The following is a 14,941-nucleotide window of genomic DNA, read 5'->3' on the forward strand; positions in this document are numbered from 1 at the left end:
GAAACAGCGCTGTACCCGCCGATTGACGTGATCTATGGTGAGTTCTGCGATAAATAAAGGAGTGCACTATGTTTCAACCTGGCGATCTGGTTCAACCGCGCATGGGCGGCCCCAAACTGAAAGTTGTCGAAGTCAATGACGATCAAATTGTGGCGGTACAAGCCAGTAATGAAAGCGGTGAGAAATTCACGCTGAAAGCGGCTGATGTGACGCGATATACCGAAGAAGGTGATTTCGGCGTTTGCTGAAAATAAGCGGTGAGGACACCCTCACCGCATTCATAATTAGATCAAAAAGTCATCAAGCGATTTACCGGCAGCCAGCGCCTCGGCAATTGGCTTCGGTGTGCGACCTTGTCCAGTCCATGTTTTTGTTTCACCATTGAGATCGGTAAAACGATATTTCGCCGGGCGCGGCAGACGTTTTTTAACTGAACGTGCCGTCACAGACGTTATGCTCAGCAGCTCTTCCGGATTGATCCCGTCTGCCTGCATCAGCGCCAGCAAGGTATTAATTTTTTCCTGCTGTTCTGCACGTTGGCGCTGTAGCTGTTCTTCTTCATCGCGCCGTTCTTTGGTCACAACTCTGAATTTTTCAAGCATATCTTCCAGCACTTCAACAGAAAATTCTCGAGCCATTGCTCGCAGCGAGCGGATATTATTTAAGTTTTTTAACATTGAACTCATATTAACAAAACCTCTTTAACGTAAAACATAAAAATGGTATTACGCTAAATATTGTATGCAACTACCTATTATATTTCCAGTCTAATTTATTCGTATGTTATAAAACAAAAATCCAACACAGGTATTTATGGTATCAATTTTTATATTATCTATATAATATTTCCGTTCCTCTGATAGCCACGATAAATATACCTTCAAGGTATCTCGATGCGTCACTTGATAACCAGGCCACACTATCGCGCAGAATCGACGAGTAGATATATTGAACATTGGTCAACATTCAGAAAAGGAGCGCAAAAAATTCATAAAAACAAATAACCATAACCAGTTGATCTAAAACATTTTTTCTTAACCCAGCAACGAAAACACCAAAACGAACAAAAAACACACCATTACAGAGCATTTTATCGACAAAAAGGTAATAAATAAAAATTTTAAGCTAGTTGATAGTTATTATCCAGCCAGATATCCTATTTAAACGCGAATTCAGCAAGACAAATCACTAGCAGAAAGGTATTCAAAACCTTTTTTTCTCTTTTTACAAGGAGCATTAACATGTTCTCTCCGCAGTCACGCTTGCGTCATGCAGTAGCAGACACGTTCGCGATGGTTGTTTATTGTTCTGTCGTGAACATGTTGATCGAAATATTCCTTTCAGGAATGAGCTTCGAACAGTCCCTGTACTCCAGACTCGTTGCTATCCCCATTAACATACTGATCGCGTGGCCATACGGCATGTACCGCGATTTATTTATGCGCGCGGCACGCAAAACCACGCAGGCTGGGTGGGGGAAAAATCTGGCGGACGTGCTGGCTTATGTCACCTTCCAGTCGCCAGTGTATGTGATTATTCTGTTGACGGTTGGCGCAGACTGGCACCAGATTACGGCTGCAGTCAGTTCGAATATCGTGGTATCAATGCTGATGGGCGCGGTCTATGGCTACTTTCTTGATTATTGCCGCCGCCTGTTTAAGGTCAGCAGCTATCACCAGGCTAAAGCCTGACAGGTCTCTTCGCGACTGGCCCTGCCAGTCGCATTATTAGTTTGAGCTAACGTCGCCAAACAACCCACTCAGATAACGCTCCAACGCAATTCGCGAGCTAAAGCCGTGCGGAATACCATAGTGTTCGTGTGTCTCACCGGCTAAATACAGTGGAAATTGTTGGTAATGATCGCAGGTTTTAATATCCGTCGCAGGTTCTGCCAGCGAAGAGCTTCGCTCTTTTAGCGTGGGATGGATAATTAATGCGGTACGTCCCATGCGTGCTTCACGGTTAACGTACACATAATTTTCGCCACGACGATAGCCATACGTTTTCTGAGTCACTACATCAACGGTAAAGCCCACTTTTTCAAGTACGCGCGCCACCTCATCAGGTCGTAAATACATATTATTTTCCTCGTTATCTTTTACTGCGGGCTTACCTTACCTGATTCAGCATTAGCAACGCTTTCAGAAAAGTCCATAAACGAGTGACCAGGGTGGGACGAATATCGTAAGAACCATACAGATTATGTCAGTGCCAGCCGCAGTTGATTTGCCGCCTGTTGCGCCATTACAACCGAGCTGATGTTGGTAAACGACAGCAAGATCCCCCCCTTTCCAGCCGAAGTTATTCGCCAACGGCTCAACGCCTGAACCGCAAGCCCGGCCTGATTCGCTTTGCGCACTAACGCAACATCATCTCCCTCTACGGTCATCACCAGTTGGATCCCCCCTTCCTGAGGAATGACGCTGAATCCTTGTTCAGTCAGGGCGTTCTCCATCCACTGACGCCGCTCGGCATAATGCTGGCGCATGCGTTTTAAGTGCCGCCAGAAATGACCATCTTGCATAAAATCCGCCAGCGTTTGCTGCCATAAAACCGGAACGCTACAGGCCGTTAGCGCCGCCTGCTGACGAAAACGTTCGACCTGAGTCAGAGGGACCACCAACCATGCCGTGCGCAACGCCGGAAACATCGATTTACTGAACGTGCCGGCATAAATCACTCGCTGGGGCGCATCCAGGCTTTTAAGTGGCGGTAACGGCTTACCGTGGTAGCGAAATTCACTGTCGTAATCATCTTCAATAATCCACGCCTGTTCGCGAGCCGCCCACTCCAGCAACCGATGGCGACGGTCTAATGACAGGGCCACACCCAGCGGGCTTTGGTGTGCGGGTGTGAGCATGACAAAACGCGCCTGTGGAAAGTCGCGGATCCCAGCGCAGACATCCAGACCATCGCTATCCACCGCCACCGGCATCAGCTCAATCTGTTCCTGAGCCACCACGGGCCGAATCAGCGGAAAGCCGGGATCTTCGACCCACATTCCCTCACCAGGTTGAGACAGAGCGCGCAGAATTAACGTTACTGATGCCGCATAGCCTGACGTAATAAAAATCTGCTCCGGCTGGCACTCAATGCTGCGTGAAACGCGCAGGTAATCCACAATCGCCTGACGTAACGCGCGTTCGCCGCAAACATCGCCCACCGCGAGATCAAAACGCGTTTGGGTGCGTAAACGCCGACCCATCACTCGCGCCCAGACGTCACGTGGGAAGAGATCGAGTGCGGGTAATCCCATCTGAAAAGCTTGCGGTCTGGGGTTTTCTCCGGCGAAGATCGTGGGAGACGCAGGTGCCTTTTCCAGGCGCAATTGCTCACTGACAAATGTTCCTGCCTGTCCTCGCCGCGCGAGCCAGCCCTGAGCCACCAGCTCGGCATAGGCATGTTCCACCGTCGAACGCGAAACCCCCAGTTCCTGGGACCACGTCCGGCTGGAGGGCAATCTTGTGCCTGGTTTGAGTTCACCTGTCTCAATGGCATTTTTTAACTGGCGGGCGATTTGTTGATAGCGCGGCATTTATGGTCTGCTTTTTTTGCAACAATATGGCTCTCTGTAGCAGTCCATTATAGTGCTACATTGCGGGTTATCCAAACGAGGAGAAATACCATGACCATGTTACGCCAGCCCTATTATGAACTCAGTCCTGAAATCTATAACGCTCTGGTTCAGGCAAGCAAAGCGCTGGAGAACTGCGCGCTGGAACCTACGCTGACGGAACTGATTTACCTGCGGGTCTCGCAAATCAACGGCTGCGCCTTTTGTCTGGAAATGCACAGTAAAGCGCTGCGCAAAGCAGGCGTTGCGCAGGCTAAACTGGACGCGCTGGCAGGCTGGCGGGTGAGTCACCACTTCAGCGAGCAGGAACGTGCGGCGCTGGCGTGGGCCGAGTCCGTCACCGATATCGCCAGCACCCATGCCGGAGACGATGTTTATCTGCCGCTGCTCGACCATTTTAGCGCGAAAGAAATTAGCGACCTGACGTTTGCCATTAGCCTGATGAACTGCTTTAACCGCCTGGCTGTGGGAATGCGCATGTGATTTATCGGTTGCCGGATAGCTCTGTCCGGCAACAATCTTCTTCCCCGCCACACTCCTCACTCATGCCCTAATCAACCTAAAATTCCCATATCTTGTATGGTTGAATATTTTTAAAACTACATCTAGTATCATCTGTATCAAGATGCACACAACCTGACGCTGTCTGTCGCGTCATTCTTTCACCCTTCAATGGAAATACGAATCATGCTCATTGTTATTTACACTCGAAATAACTGTGTTCAGTGCCACGCCACCAAGAAAGCGATGGAAAGCCGTGGCCTCGACTTTGAGATGGTGAACGTCGATTTACAGCCCGACCAGGCTGATAGCTTGCGCGCTCAAGGCTTTCGCCAGCTACCGGTCGTGGTCGCAGGGGAAACCAGTTGGTCAGGATTTCGCCCGGATATGATCAACCGTCTGCGTCCTGAACCTCAAGTGGTCAGCGCATGAGTCAACTCGTCTACTTTTCCAGCAGCTCCGAAAATACGCACCGCTTTATGCAGCGTCTGGGGATGCCTGCCATTCGCATCCCGCTTAATGAACGCGAGCGGATCCGGGTAGACGAACCTTACATTTTAATCGTGCCGTCCTATGGTGGTGGCGGCACGGCTGGCGCTGTTCCGAGACAGGTGATCCGCTTTTTAAACGATACGCACAACCGGGCGTTAATCCGTGGCGTGATCGCCTCCGGCAACCGCAATTTCGGTGATGCCTACGGTCGCGCGGGTGATGTCATTTCACAAAAATGCGGCGTGCCGTGGCTTTATCGTTTTGAGCTAATGGGCACCCAAAGCGATATCAACAACGTTCGAAAAGGAGTGAGCGAATTTTGGCAACGACAACCGCAGAACGTGTAATGCAGCAGACGCTGGATTATCACGCCCTGAACGCCATGCTGAATCTGTACGATAAAGCCGGGCGCATTCAGTTCGACAAAGACCATCAGGCGGTGGAGGCTTTCTTTGCCGCCCACGTCCGCCCCAATTCGGTGGCGTTTGCCAGCCAGCAGGCGCGTCTCGAAACGTTGGTGGATGAAGGCTACTACGATGCCAGCGTGTTAAGCCGCTACAATCGCGCGTTTGTGCTGAAGCTATTTGACCACGCCCACGCCAGTGGATTCCGTTTTCAGACATTCCTCGGCGCATGGAAGTTCTACACCAGCTATACGCTGAAAACGTTCGACGGTAAGCGCTATCTGGAAGACTTTGAGGATCGGGTGACGATGGTGGCGCTCACTCTGGCGCAGGGCGATGAAGCGCTTGCGACGCAACTGACCGATGAAATGCTCTCCGGGCGCTTTCAGCCCGCCACGCCAACCTTTTTAAACTGCGGTAAACAGCAACGCGGCGAGCTGGTCTCCTGTTTCCTGTTACGTATTGAAGACAACATGGAGTCAATCGGACGCGCGGTCAACTCGGCGCTGCAGCTCTCCAAACGCGGCGGCGGCGTGGCTTTTTTGCTCTCTAACCTGCGCGAGGCGGGTGCGCCCATTAAACGCATTGAGAACCAGTCCTCCGGGGTGATCCCGGTCATGAAAATGCTGGAAGATGCGTTTTCTTATGCAAATCAGCTCGGTGCGCGTCAGGGCGCGGGCGCGGTGTACCTGCACGCGCACCATCCGGATATTTTGCGTTTTCTAGATACTAAACGTGAAAACGCCGACGAAAAAATCCGTATCAAAACGCTCTCGCTTGGCGTGGTAATCCCCGACATCACCTTCCGGTTGGCGAAAGAAAATGCCCGGATGGCGCTGTTTTCACCGTATGACGTGGAACGCATTTACGGCAAACCGTTCGGTGATATCGCCGTGAGTGAACGGTATGACGAACTGGTCGCCGACGAACGCGTACGCAAAAAATACATTAACGCCCGCGATTTCTTCCAGCGGCTGGCAGAGATCCAGTTCGAGTCAGGCTACCCATACATCATGTTTGAAGACACGGTGAATCGTGCCAATCCAATTGCCGGTCGGATCAATATGAGCAATCTGTGCTCAGAGATTTTGCAGGTTAACAGCGCCTCCACCTACGATGAAAACCTCAATTACGCGCATACAGGGCATGATATCTCCTGCAATCTCGGCTCGTTGAACATTACCCATACCATGGATTCACCCGACTTTGGCCGCACCGTGGAGACAGCTGTTCGCGGCTTAACCGCCGTTTCGGACATGAGCCATATTCGCAGCGTACCCTCGATTGAAGCAGGAAACAGCGCGTCGCACGCGATTGGCCTTGGGCAGATGAACCTGCACGGGTATCTGGCGCGGGAAGGGATTGCCTATGGTTCGCCGGAAGGACTGGATTTCACCAATCTCTATTTCTACACCATCACCTGGCATGCATTGAATACATCGATGAAGCTCGCCCGCGAGCGCGGTAAAACCTTTGCCGGATTCCAGCAGTCCCGCTACGCCAGCGGCGAGTATTTTAGCCAGTATCTGCAGGGCGACTGGCAGCCAAAAACCGACAAGGTCCGCACACTGTTTGCCGCCAGCGGCATTACGCTACCGACGCGCGCGATGTGGGCGCAACTGCGTGAAGATGTGATGCGCTACGGTATTTATAACCAGAATTTACAGGCGGTTCCGCCCACTGGTTCTATCTCCTACATCAACCATGCCACGTCAAGCATTCATCCGATTGTGTCGAAAGTGGAGATTCGTAAAGAGGGCAAAACCGGGCGCGTTTACTACCCTGCCCCGTTCATGACCAATGAAAATCTGGCCTTGTATCAGGATGCCTGGGAGATTGGTCCGCAAAAAATCATCGATACCTACGCTGAGGCAACGCGCCATGTCGATCAGGGGCTTTCACTGACGCTCTTTTTCCCCGATACCGCCACTACGCGCGATATCAACAAAGCGCAGATTTACGCCTGGCGTAAGGGCATCAAATCGCTGTACTACATCCGACTACGTCAGTTGGCGCTGGAAGGGACCGAAATAGAAGGCTGCGTGTCATGCGCGCTGTAAGGAGAACAAAATGACATTATCCCGCGTTAGCGCCATCAACTGGAACAAGATTGAGGATAATAAAGATCTCGAAGTCTGGAATCGCCTGACCAGTAACTTCTGGCTACCGGAAAAAGTTCCGCTTTCCAATGATATCCCGGCCTGGCAAACGTTGAACGCTGCTGAACAGCAACTGACGATCCGCGTTTTTACCGGGCTGACGCTGCTCGACACCATTCAGAATATTGCCGGCGCGCCAGCATTAATGGCAGATTCATTAACACCGCATGAAGAGGCGGTGCTGTCGAATATCAGTTTTATGGAAGCGGTGCACGCCCGTTCCTACAGCTCTATTTTTTCCACCCTGTGCCAGACCAAAGATGTGGATGCGGCTTACGCCTGGAGTGAAGAAAGTCCCCCACTCCAGCGCAAAGCACAGATCGTTTTGGCACATTACGCCAGCGACGAACCGCTGAAGAAGAAAATTGCCAGCGTGTTTCTGGAATCTTTCCTGTTCTATTCCGGTTTCTGGTTGCCGATGTATTTTTCCAGCCGCGGCAAATTGACCAATACTGCCGATCTTATTCGTCTGATCATTCGTGATGAAGCCGTTCATGGGTATTACATTGGTTATAAATTTCAAAAAGGTCTGGAACATATTTCCGAATCCGCACGTGAGGAGTTAAAGAATTTTGCCTTCGACCTGTTGATGGAATTGTATGATAACGAAGCGCGCTATACGGAAGAATTGTATGCAAAGACCGGTTGGGTAGATGACGTCAAAGCCTTCCTTTGTTACAACGCCAATAAGGCATTAATGAATTTGGGATATGAGGCATTATTCCCGCCAGAAATGGCGGAGGTCAATCCGGCAATCCTTGCCGCACTATCGCCTAACGCTGACGAAAACCACGATTTCTTCTCGGGTTCTGGCTCATCTTACGTGATGGGAAAAGCGGTCGAAACTGAAGACGACGACTGGAATTTCTAGCACTCATTTTCGCGGGAAATTCCTTACAATTTTCGCGGAAATATTTTAACAGGATCACACTTTTATCGCGCAAATATAATTGTGTGATCTACACTCAATACCAGCCGCATTATTCGCCTGCATTTCATCAATTCAGGCGTTTTTCCCTTGCCATTTACAAAAAATATCAAGCAACTCACATTCGCGTTCAGCCCTTATATCATGGGAAATCCCGCCACCTGGCCTTCGGCAATATTCGTGCCACAGCCAAATTCAGGGTTGTCTCAGATTCTCAGTATGTTAGGGTAGAAAAAGGTCACTATTTCCATCAGGTAATATATCGATATAAACAAATAACAGGAATCATTCTATTGCATGGCAATTAAATTAGAAGTTAAAAATCTCTATAAGATATTTGGAGAGCATCCGCAGAGAGCCTTCAAATATATTGAAAAAGGACTTTCAAAAGAGCAGATTCTGGATAAAACAGGGCTATCGCTTGGCGTTAAGAACGCCAGTCTGGCCATTGAAGAAGGCGAGATATTTGTCATCATGGGATTATCTGGTTCGGGTAAATCCACAATGGTACGCCTTCTCAATCGCCTGATTGAACCCACCCGCGGACAGGTATTGATTGACGGTGTAGACATCGCCCGGATATCCGATGCCGAGCTTCGCGAGGTGCGCAGAAAAAAGATTGCGATGGTCTTCCAGTCCTTTGCCCTGATGCCGCACATGACGGTTCTGGACAATACGGCATTCGGTATGGAATTAGCCGGTGTTGGCGCCGATGAACGTCGTGAAAAAGCCTTAGATGCGCTACGTCAGGTTGGTCTGGAGAATTACGCTCACGGATACCCGGATGAACTCTCCGGAGGGATGCGCCAGCGTGTGGGACTTGCCCGTGCGTTAGCCATTAATCCTGACATCTTATTAATGGATGAGGCTTTCTCAGCACTCGATCCTTTAATTCGTACAGAGATGCAGGATGAACTAGTAAAACTGCAGTCGAAGCATCAACGTACCGTGGTCTTTATTTCGCACGACCTCGACGAAGCCATGCGTATTGGCGACAGAATTGCCATTATGCAAAACGGTGAAGTGGTGCAGGTCGGTACGCCAGATGAAATTCTGAATAATCCGGCCAATGATTATGTCCGCACCTTCTTCCGTGGCGTTGATATTAGCCAGGTCTTCAGTGCGAAAGATATATCGCGCCGTAGCCCCGAGGGTTTAATTCGAAAAACGCCCGGGGTGGGCCCACGTTCTGCGCTGCAATTATTGCAGGACAAAGATCGCGAATATGGTTATGTGATCGAGCGAGGCAACAAATTCGTCGGTGTTGTCTCTATCGACTCATTAAAAACAGCGTTAAGTCAGGCGCAAGGTATTGAAGCGGCATTGATCGATGAACCGCTAGCCGTCGATGCACAAACTCCTCTCAGCGAGTTGCTTTCTCATGTCGGCCAGGCCCCGTGCGCGGTGCCGGTTGTTGATGAGGAACAGCAGTATGTGGGCGTCATTTCAAAACGCATGCTGTTACAGGCTTTAGATCGTGAGGGGGTAAACAATGGCTGATCAAACTAATCCGTGGGATACCACACCAGCGACTGACAGCGCCGCACAAACTGCCGATGCCTGGAGTACGCCATCCGGTGCGCCCGCTGACGGCGGTGGCGCGGACTGGCTGACCAGCGCCCCCGCGCCGGCGCCAGAGCATTTCAATATTATGGATCCGTTCCATAAAACGCTGATCCCGCTCGATAGCTGGGTCACTGAGGGGATCGACTGGGTTGTTACTCATTTCCGTCCGGTCTTCCAGGGCATTCGTGTCCCGGTGGATTACATTCTCAACGGCTTTCAACAGCTGCTGTTAGGTATGCCAGCCCCGGCGGCGATTATCCTGTTCGCCTTGATTGCCTGGCAGATTTCCGGCGTTGGAATGGGCGTTGCTACGCTGATTTCATTGATTGCAATCGGTGCCATCGGCGCGTGGTCGCAGGCCATGATAACCCTGGCACTGGTGCTGACTGCGCTGCTGTTCTGCGTGGTGATCGGTCTGCCGATGGGGATCTGGTTAGCACGTAGCCCTCGGGCGGCAAAAATTGTTCGCCCGCTGCTGGATGCGATGCAAACCACACCTGCGTTCGTCTATCTGGTGCCGATTGTCATGCTGTTCGGTATTGGTAACGTCCCGGGCGTGGTGGTGACGATTATCTTCGCCCTGCCGCCAATTGTGCGTCTGACCATTCTGGGGATTAACCAGGTGCCAGCCGATCTGATTGAAGCCTCACGCTCGTTTGGTGCCAGCCCGCGCCAGATGCTGTTTAAAGTGCAGCTCCCGCTGGCAATGCCCACCATTATGGCCGGGGTTAACCAGACGCTGATGCTGGCGCTCTCAATGGTCGTCATCGCCTCGATGATTGCCGTCGGCGGACTGGGTCAGATGGTTCTGCGCGGCATCGGTCGTCTGGATATGGGGCTTGCCACCGTTGGCGGAGTTGGGATTGTGATCCTCGCCATCATTCTCGACCGCCTGACGCAGGCCGTCGGTCGCGACTCGCGTAGCCGTGGCAACCGCCGCTGGTACACCACAGGTCCCGTTGGGCTTATCACTCGCCCTTTCACGAAGTAATTCACCCGTTGCCCGGTAGCGCATGGCTTACCGGGCCTACAATTCATTAACTTGCGCAAAATCGTTCAAGTTGCATCGCGGCGGCAAACGAATGTATCCCCGGGAGCGTACAACTAGTACATGACTGGGGTGCATGAGTGCAGCCAACAAAGAGGCGGCTTGAAGGATGAAGTGCAATAAGGAACAACGATGCGACAGAAAATCATTATTGCCACAGCGTTTGCCACCCTTGTCTCCACCAGCGCTTTCGCTTCTGACCTGCCGGGCAAAGGCATCACCGTACAGCCAATCCAGAGCACTATCTCTGAAGAATCTTTCCAGACGCAGCTGGTCGCCCGCGCGCTGGAGAAGCTGGGTTATACCGTTAACAAAACCAGCGAAGTTGACTACAACGTCGGCTATACCTCCATTGCCTCTGGCGATGCAACGTTTACCGCTGTGAACTGGCAGCCGCTGCATGATGATATGTACGCCGCGGCGGGCGGAGATAAAAAGTTTTATCGCGAGGGGGTATTCGTTACGGGGGCAGCACAGGGTTACCTGATCGATAAAAAAACCGCTGAGCAGTACAAAATCACCAACATCGCCCAGTTAAAAGATCCGAAGATCGCCAAAATCTTTGACACCAACGGCGATGGAAAAGCAGACATGATGGGCTGCTCACCGGGCTGGGGCTGTGAAGCGGTTATTAACCACCAGAACAAAGCCTTCGATCTGGAAAAAACCGTCGAGGTCAGCCACGGGAACTATGCGGCGATGATGGCCGACACCATTACGCGTTTTAAAGAAGGCAAACCCATTCTTTACTACACCTGGACACCGTACTGGGTAAGCGACGTGATGAAACCGGGTAAAGATGTGGTCTGGCTGCAGGTGCCGTTCTCTTCCCTGCCAGGCGAACAGAAAGGCATTGATACCAAACTGCCAAACGGTGCCAACTACGGCTTCCCGGTGAACACGATGCATATCGTCGCCAATAAAGCCTGGGCGGAGAAAAACCCGGCCGCCGCGAAACTGTTCGCTATCATGAAGCTGCCGCTGGCAGATATTAACGCGCAGAACGCGATGATGCATGATGGGAAAGCCTCGGAAGCTGACGTACAGGGTCACGTTGACGGCTGGATCAAAGCCCACCAGCAACAGTTCGACGGCTGGGTGAATGAAGCGCTGGCTGCGCAGAAATAACATCGCCTGAGTGCCGGATACGCTAAGGCATATCCGGCCTGCTTCCCTCTATCTCCTCTAAACCGCACAATCCATCACCCAACAAATCAGCAACATTTAATCACTTCCGTTATGATTGTTTTCTGCAATCCATTATTCAGTTGAAAACCATGACGAAAACCACTCAGGGACTTAGCCCTTCGCTAATCCTGTTAATGTCTATCGCCACCGGCCTTGCCGTCGCCAGTAACTATTATGCACAGCCGCTGCTCGACACCATTGCGCGTAACTTTTCGCTATCTGCCAGTACTGCAGGGTTTATCGTCACCGCTGCCCAACTTGGCTATGCCGCCGGCCTGCTGTTTTTAGTCCCGCTTGGCGATATGTTTGAGCGTCGAATGCTGATCGTTTCTATGACACTGTTAGCGGCAGGCGGCATGCTGATTACCGCCAGCAGCCAGTCGTTGGCCATGCTGATCCTCGGCACCGCTCTGACCGGGTTGTTCTCCGTCGTGGCACAAATTTTGGTTCCGCTGGCGGCAACGCTTGCGACGCCGGACAAGCGCGGTAAGGTTGTCGGCACAATTATGAGCGGTCTGCTGTTGGGCATTCTGCTGGCGCGCACCGTAGCGGGATTACTGGCTAATCTTGGCGGCTGGCGTACCGTATTTTGGGTCGCATCGGTATTAATGGCGCTGATGGCGATTGCGCTGTGGCGCGGCCTGCCGAAGATGAAATCAGAGACTCATCTTAACTATCCACAGCTGTTAGGCTCCGTATTCAGTCTGTTTACCCATGATAAATTGCTGCGTACCCGCGCGATGCTGGGCTGCCTGACCTTTGCTAATTTCAGTATTCTCTGGACCTCAATGGCGTTTTTGCTCGCTGCACCGCCGTTTAACTATTCCGAAGGCACCATCGGACTGTTTGGCCTGGCTGGCGCTGCCGGAGCGTTAGGTGCGCGTCCGGCGGGTGGTTTTGCCGATAAGGGAAAATCGCATCTCACCACCACTGCAGGTTTGTTATTACTGCTGCTCTCCTGGTGGGCCATCTGGTTGGGGCATAGTTCCGTACCCATGCTGATTATCGGCATCCTGGTACTGGATCTCACCGTTCAGGGTGTACATATCACCAACCAGACGGTTATCTATCGCATTCACCCAGACGCACGTAATCGCCTGACCGCCGGATACATGACCAGCTATTTTATCGGCGGGGCGGCCGGTTCGCTGATTTCAGCTTCTGCCTGGCAGCACGCCGGGTGGGCTGGCGTTTGTCTGGCAGGTATGACCGTTGCCATACTCAACCTGTTAGTCTGGTGGCGAGGTTTTCACCGCCAGGAAGCCGTAAATTAAGCGTATAGCGCATGTTTACCGTTGATTGGGCTCCGCAGGGTGTTAAGGAGCCCATCAGTCTGCTAAGGTTATAACTCATTGAACCAAGTTATATTAATTTCGGTAATGAAGCCTATAGCCCTATGGAAAGCCCTGTTCCCCAACCTGAACCCAGTTCTGCAACGCTAACTGAAGGTTTCAAAGATAGCCTGCCGATAGTCATCAGCTATATTCCAGTCGCTTTTGCTTTTGGTCTTAGTGCCACTCGTCTTGGCTTTAGTCCCGTTGAAAGCGTCTTTTTCTCCTGCATTATCTATGCTGGAGCCAGCCAGTTTGTCATCACCACGATGCTCGCCGCTGGCAGTTCACTGTGGGTCGCGGCCCTTACTGTTATGGCGATGGACGTCCGTCATATTTTGTATGGCCCTTCCCTGCGCAGCCGCATCGCCCAGCGACTGAGCAAGCCCAAAAGCGCACTATGGGCTTTTGGCCTCACCGATGAAGTCTTTGCTGCCGCAACGGCGAAGCTGGTACGGGATAACCGGCGCTGGAGTGAAAACTGGATGATCGGTATTGCGCTATGCTCCTGGGCCTCCTGGGTGTTTGGTACGGTGATCGGCGCGTTTTCCGGCAGCGGTTTACTCAAGGATTACCCGGCGGTTGAGGCGGCGTTAGGCTTCATGCTCCCGGCACTGTTCATGAGCTTCCTGCTCGCCTCTTTCCAGCGTCAACAGGCGCTCTGCGTAACTGCTGCACTGGCCGGGGCGTTAGCTGGCGTTACGCTGTTTTCCATTCCAGCAGCTATCCTTTCAGGCATTGTCTGCGGATGTCTGACCGCACTCATCCAGTCATTTTGGCAAGGAGGTCCTGATGAGCTATGAGGTTCTGCTGCTTGGCCTGCTGGTCGGCTGTGTTAACTACTGTTTCCGCTATTTGCCGCTTCGTCTTGGCGTGGGGAATGTTCGCCCGGCGAAGCGTGGCGCGATGGGGATATTACTCGACACCATTGGCATTGCATCAATTTGCGCCCTGCTGGTGGTGTCTACCGCACCGGAAGTGATGCACGACACTCGTCGGTTTGTGCCTACACTGGTGGGGTTTGTCATACTGGGCGCAAGCTTCTATAAGACCCGCAGCATCATCATTCCAACGTTACTGAGTGCTCTGGGCTATGGATTAGCCTGGAAAATGCTGGTTGGATTATAGATAAAAAAAATCATTTTAAATAAATAATACATTTACTTTATTTGTCACTGTCGTTACTATATCAGCTGAAATTAATGAGGTTATACCCAAATGGATAGTTCGTTTACGCCCATTGAACAAATGCTAAAATTTCGCGCCAGCCGCTACGAAGAGTTCCCTTATCAGGAAGTGCTTCTGACCCGTCTCTGCATGCACATGCAAGGCAAGCTGCTGGAAAACCGCAATAAGATGCTGAAAGCTCAAGGGATTAACGAGACATTGTTTATGGCGTTAATTACGCTGGAGTCTCAGGAAAACCACAGTATTCAGCCTTCTGAACTGAGTTGCGCGCTTGGATCGTCACGTACTAACGCTACCCGCATCGCGGATGAGTTAGAAAAACGTGGCTGGATCGAACGTCGTGAAAGCGATAACGATCGCCGCTGTCTGCATCTGCAATTGACCGAGAAAGGCCATGCATTTTTGCAGGAGGTGTTACCGCCTCAGCATAACTGCCTGCACCAGCTCTGGTCATCTCTTAGCACCACCGAAAAAGATCAGCTTGAGCAAATTACCCGTAAACTTCTGACCCGTCTTGATCAGATGGAGCAGGATGGCGCGGTGTTAGAAGCGCTGCGCTAAG

Annotated in this window: 17 protein-coding genes; 14 read left to right on the plus strand and 3 right to left on the minus strand. The window is 51.6% G+C overall.

Annotated features, from left to right (window positions below; translation table 11 throughout):
• Positions 1-68: 68 nt before the first annotated feature.
• Positions 69-248 carry a hypothetical protein gene (locus tag On2M_RS18620; protein WP_151218167.1) on the plus strand — a complete coding sequence of 60 codons (180 nt, stop codon included), beginning with the start codon at positions 69-71 and terminating at the stop codon, positions 246-248.
• Positions 249-284: 36 nt separating this feature from the next.
• Here the strand turns inward: On2M_RS18620 and stpA are convergent, their stop codons facing one another.
• Complete coding sequence (gene stpA / locus On2M_RS18625; protein ID WP_210905297.1) at positions 285-686, minus strand: DNA-binding protein StpA; 402 nt, start codon at positions 684-686, stop codon at positions 285-287.
• 555 nt (positions 687-1,241) lie between these two features.
• On the opposite strand from stpA, the gene alaE reads away from it, so the two are divergent.
• Positions 1,242-1,691, plus strand: coding sequence for an L-alanine exporter AlaE (gene alaE / locus On2M_RS18630; protein WP_151218168.1), 450 nt, complete (start codon positions 1,242-1,244; stop codon positions 1,689-1,691).
• A 36-nt stretch (positions 1,692-1,727) separates the two neighbouring features.
• Here alaE and On2M_RS18635 read toward each other — a convergent pair whose 3' ends face one another.
• The gene (locus On2M_RS18635) at positions 1,728-2,078 is read right to left on the minus strand and encodes a DUF2002 family protein (RefSeq protein ID WP_061068432.1); all 351 of its coding nucleotides are present in this window, start codon (positions 2,076-2,078) and stop codon (positions 1,728-1,730) included.
• Between the two features lie 122 nt (positions 2,079-2,200).
• Entirely contained in the window at positions 2,201-3,535 is a 1,335-nt protein-coding gene (locus On2M_RS18640) for a PLP-dependent aminotransferase family protein (protein WP_210905298.1), read from the minus strand.
• Between the two features lie 90 nt (positions 3,536-3,625).
• On the opposite strand from On2M_RS18640, the gene On2M_RS18645 reads away from it, so the two are divergent.
• The 12 genes from On2M_RS18645 to emrR all read left to right on the plus strand — a co-directional run bounded on the left by On2M_RS18645 (position 3,626) and on the right by emrR (position 14,940).
• Positions 3,626-4,057, plus strand: a complete 432-nt coding sequence (locus On2M_RS18645; RefSeq protein WP_151218169.1) for a carboxymuconolactone decarboxylase family protein — start codon at positions 3,626-3,628, stop codon at positions 4,055-4,057.
• Between the two features lie 204 nt (positions 4,058-4,261).
• Positions 4,262-4,507, plus strand: a complete 246-nt coding sequence (nrdH, locus tag On2M_RS18650; RefSeq protein WP_151218170.1) for a glutaredoxin-like protein NrdH — start codon at positions 4,262-4,264, stop codon at positions 4,505-4,507.
• Positions 4,504-4,914 carry a class Ib ribonucleoside-diphosphate reductase assembly flavoprotein NrdI gene (gene nrdI, locus On2M_RS18655; RefSeq protein WP_210905299.1) on the plus strand — a complete coding sequence of 137 codons (411 nt, stop codon included), beginning with the start codon at positions 4,504-4,506 and terminating at the stop codon, positions 4,912-4,914. Before nrdH ends, nrdI begins: the two co-directional genes overlap by 4 nt.
• Positions 4,887-7,031 (plus strand): class 1b ribonucleoside-diphosphate reductase subunit alpha, encoded by a 2,145-nt coding sequence (gene nrdE, locus On2M_RS18660; protein ID WP_210905300.1) that lies wholly within the window; start codon positions 4,887-4,889, stop codon positions 7,029-7,031. The genes nrdI and nrdE overlap by 28 nt, the downstream gene beginning before the upstream one ends.
• Before the next feature lie 10 nt (positions 7,032-7,041).
• Positions 7,042-8,001, plus strand: coding sequence for a class 1b ribonucleoside-diphosphate reductase subunit beta (gene nrdF / locus On2M_RS18665; RefSeq protein ID WP_151218172.1), 960 nt, complete (start codon positions 7,042-7,044; stop codon positions 7,999-8,001).
• Positions 8,002-8,355: 354 nt separating this feature from the next.
• Positions 8,356-9,558, plus strand: a complete 1,203-nt coding sequence (gene proV, locus On2M_RS18670; RefSeq protein WP_151218173.1) for a glycine betaine/L-proline ABC transporter ATP-binding protein ProV — start codon at positions 8,356-8,358, stop codon at positions 9,556-9,558.
• Complete coding sequence (gene proW / locus On2M_RS18675; RefSeq protein ID WP_210905301.1) at positions 9,551-10,615, plus strand: glycine betaine/L-proline ABC transporter permease ProW; 1,065 nt, start codon at positions 9,551-9,553, stop codon at positions 10,613-10,615. The genes proV and proW overlap by 8 nt, the downstream gene beginning before the upstream one ends.
• Positions 10,616-10,804: 189 nt before the next feature.
• A complete protein-coding gene (gene proX, locus On2M_RS18680; protein ID WP_151218175.1) occupies positions 10,805-11,800 on the plus strand; it encodes a glycine betaine/L-proline ABC transporter substrate-binding protein ProX in 996 nt (331 codons plus the stop codon).
• A gap of 149 nt (positions 11,801-11,949) precedes the next feature.
• Positions 11,950-13,134 (plus strand): MFS transporter, encoded by a 1,185-nt coding sequence (locus On2M_RS18685; RefSeq protein WP_187253094.1) that lies wholly within the window; start codon positions 11,950-11,952, stop codon positions 13,132-13,134.
• A gap of 122 nt (positions 13,135-13,256) precedes the next feature.
• Positions 13,257-13,994: an AzlC family ABC transporter permease gene (locus On2M_RS18690; protein ID WP_151218177.1), complete on the plus strand. Its 738-nt coding sequence runs from the start codon at positions 13,257-13,259 to the stop codon at positions 13,992-13,994.
• On the plus strand, positions 13,984-14,319 hold the full coding sequence (ygaH, locus tag On2M_RS18695; RefSeq protein ID WP_151218178.1) for an L-valine transporter subunit YgaH: 336 nt from the start codon (positions 13,984-13,986) through the stop codon (positions 14,317-14,319). Before On2M_RS18690 ends, ygaH begins: the two co-directional genes overlap by 11 nt.
• A 90-nt stretch (positions 14,320-14,409) precedes the next feature.
• Positions 14,410-14,940, plus strand: coding sequence for a multidrug efflux transporter EmrAB transcriptional repressor EmrR (emrR, locus tag On2M_RS18700; protein ID WP_003037300.1), 531 nt, complete (start codon positions 14,410-14,412; stop codon positions 14,938-14,940).
• Position 14,941: the final 1 nt, after the last annotated feature.

Source organism: Citrobacter sp. On2M, assembly GCF_018035235.1.
GTDB lineage: Bacteria > Pseudomonadota > Gammaproteobacteria > Enterobacterales > Enterobacteriaceae > Citrobacter > Citrobacter meridianamericanus.

Coding starts and splice junctions, on each gene's coding strand:
- ygaH (WP_151218178.1), top strand. CDS start 13,984: ATGAGCTATGAGGTTCTGCTGCTTGGCCTGCTGGTCGGCTGTGTTAAC.
- emrR (WP_003037300.1), top strand. CDS start 14,410: ATGGATAGTTCGTTTACGCCCATTGAACAAATGCTAAAATTTCGCGCC.
- proW (WP_210905301.1), top strand. CDS start 9,551: ATGGCTGATCAAACTAATCCGTGGGATACCACACCAGCGACTGACAGC.
- On2M_RS18685 (WP_187253094.1), top strand. CDS start 11,950: ATGACGAAAACCACTCAGGGACTTAGCCCTTCGCTAATCCTGTTAATG.
- proX (WP_151218175.1), top strand. CDS start 10,805: ATGCGACAGAAAATCATTATTGCCACAGCGTTTGCCACCCTTGTCTCC.
- On2M_RS18620 (WP_151218167.1), top strand. CDS start 69: ATGTTTCAACCTGGCGATCTGGTTCAACCGCGCATGGGCGGCCCCAAA.
- On2M_RS18640 (WP_210905298.1), bottom strand. CDS start 3,535: ATGCCGCGCTATCAACAAATCGCCCGCCAGTTAAAAAATGCCATTGAG.
- nrdI (WP_210905299.1), top strand. CDS start 4,504: ATGAGTCAACTCGTCTACTTTTCCAGCAGCTCCGAAAATACGCACCGC.
- stpA (WP_210905297.1), bottom strand. CDS start 686: ATGAGTTCAATGTTAAAAAACTTAAATAATATCCGCTCGCTGCGAGCA.
- nrdH (WP_151218170.1), top strand. CDS start 4,262: ATGCTCATTGTTATTTACACTCGAAATAACTGTGTTCAGTGCCACGCC.
- proV (WP_151218173.1), top strand. CDS start 8,356: ATGGCAATTAAATTAGAAGTTAAAAATCTCTATAAGATATTTGGAGAG.
- nrdF (WP_151218172.1), top strand. CDS start 7,042: ATGACATTATCCCGCGTTAGCGCCATCAACTGGAACAAGATTGAGGAT.
- On2M_RS18690 (WP_151218177.1), top strand. CDS start 13,257: ATGGAAAGCCCTGTTCCCCAACCTGAACCCAGTTCTGCAACGCTAACT.
- On2M_RS18635 (WP_061068432.1), bottom strand. CDS start 2,078: ATGTATTTACGACCTGATGAGGTGGCGCGCGTACTTGAAAAAGTGGGC.
- alaE (WP_151218168.1), top strand. CDS start 1,242: ATGTTCTCTCCGCAGTCACGCTTGCGTCATGCAGTAGCAGACACGTTC.
- On2M_RS18645 (WP_151218169.1), top strand. CDS start 3,626: ATGACCATGTTACGCCAGCCCTATTATGAACTCAGTCCTGAAATCTAT.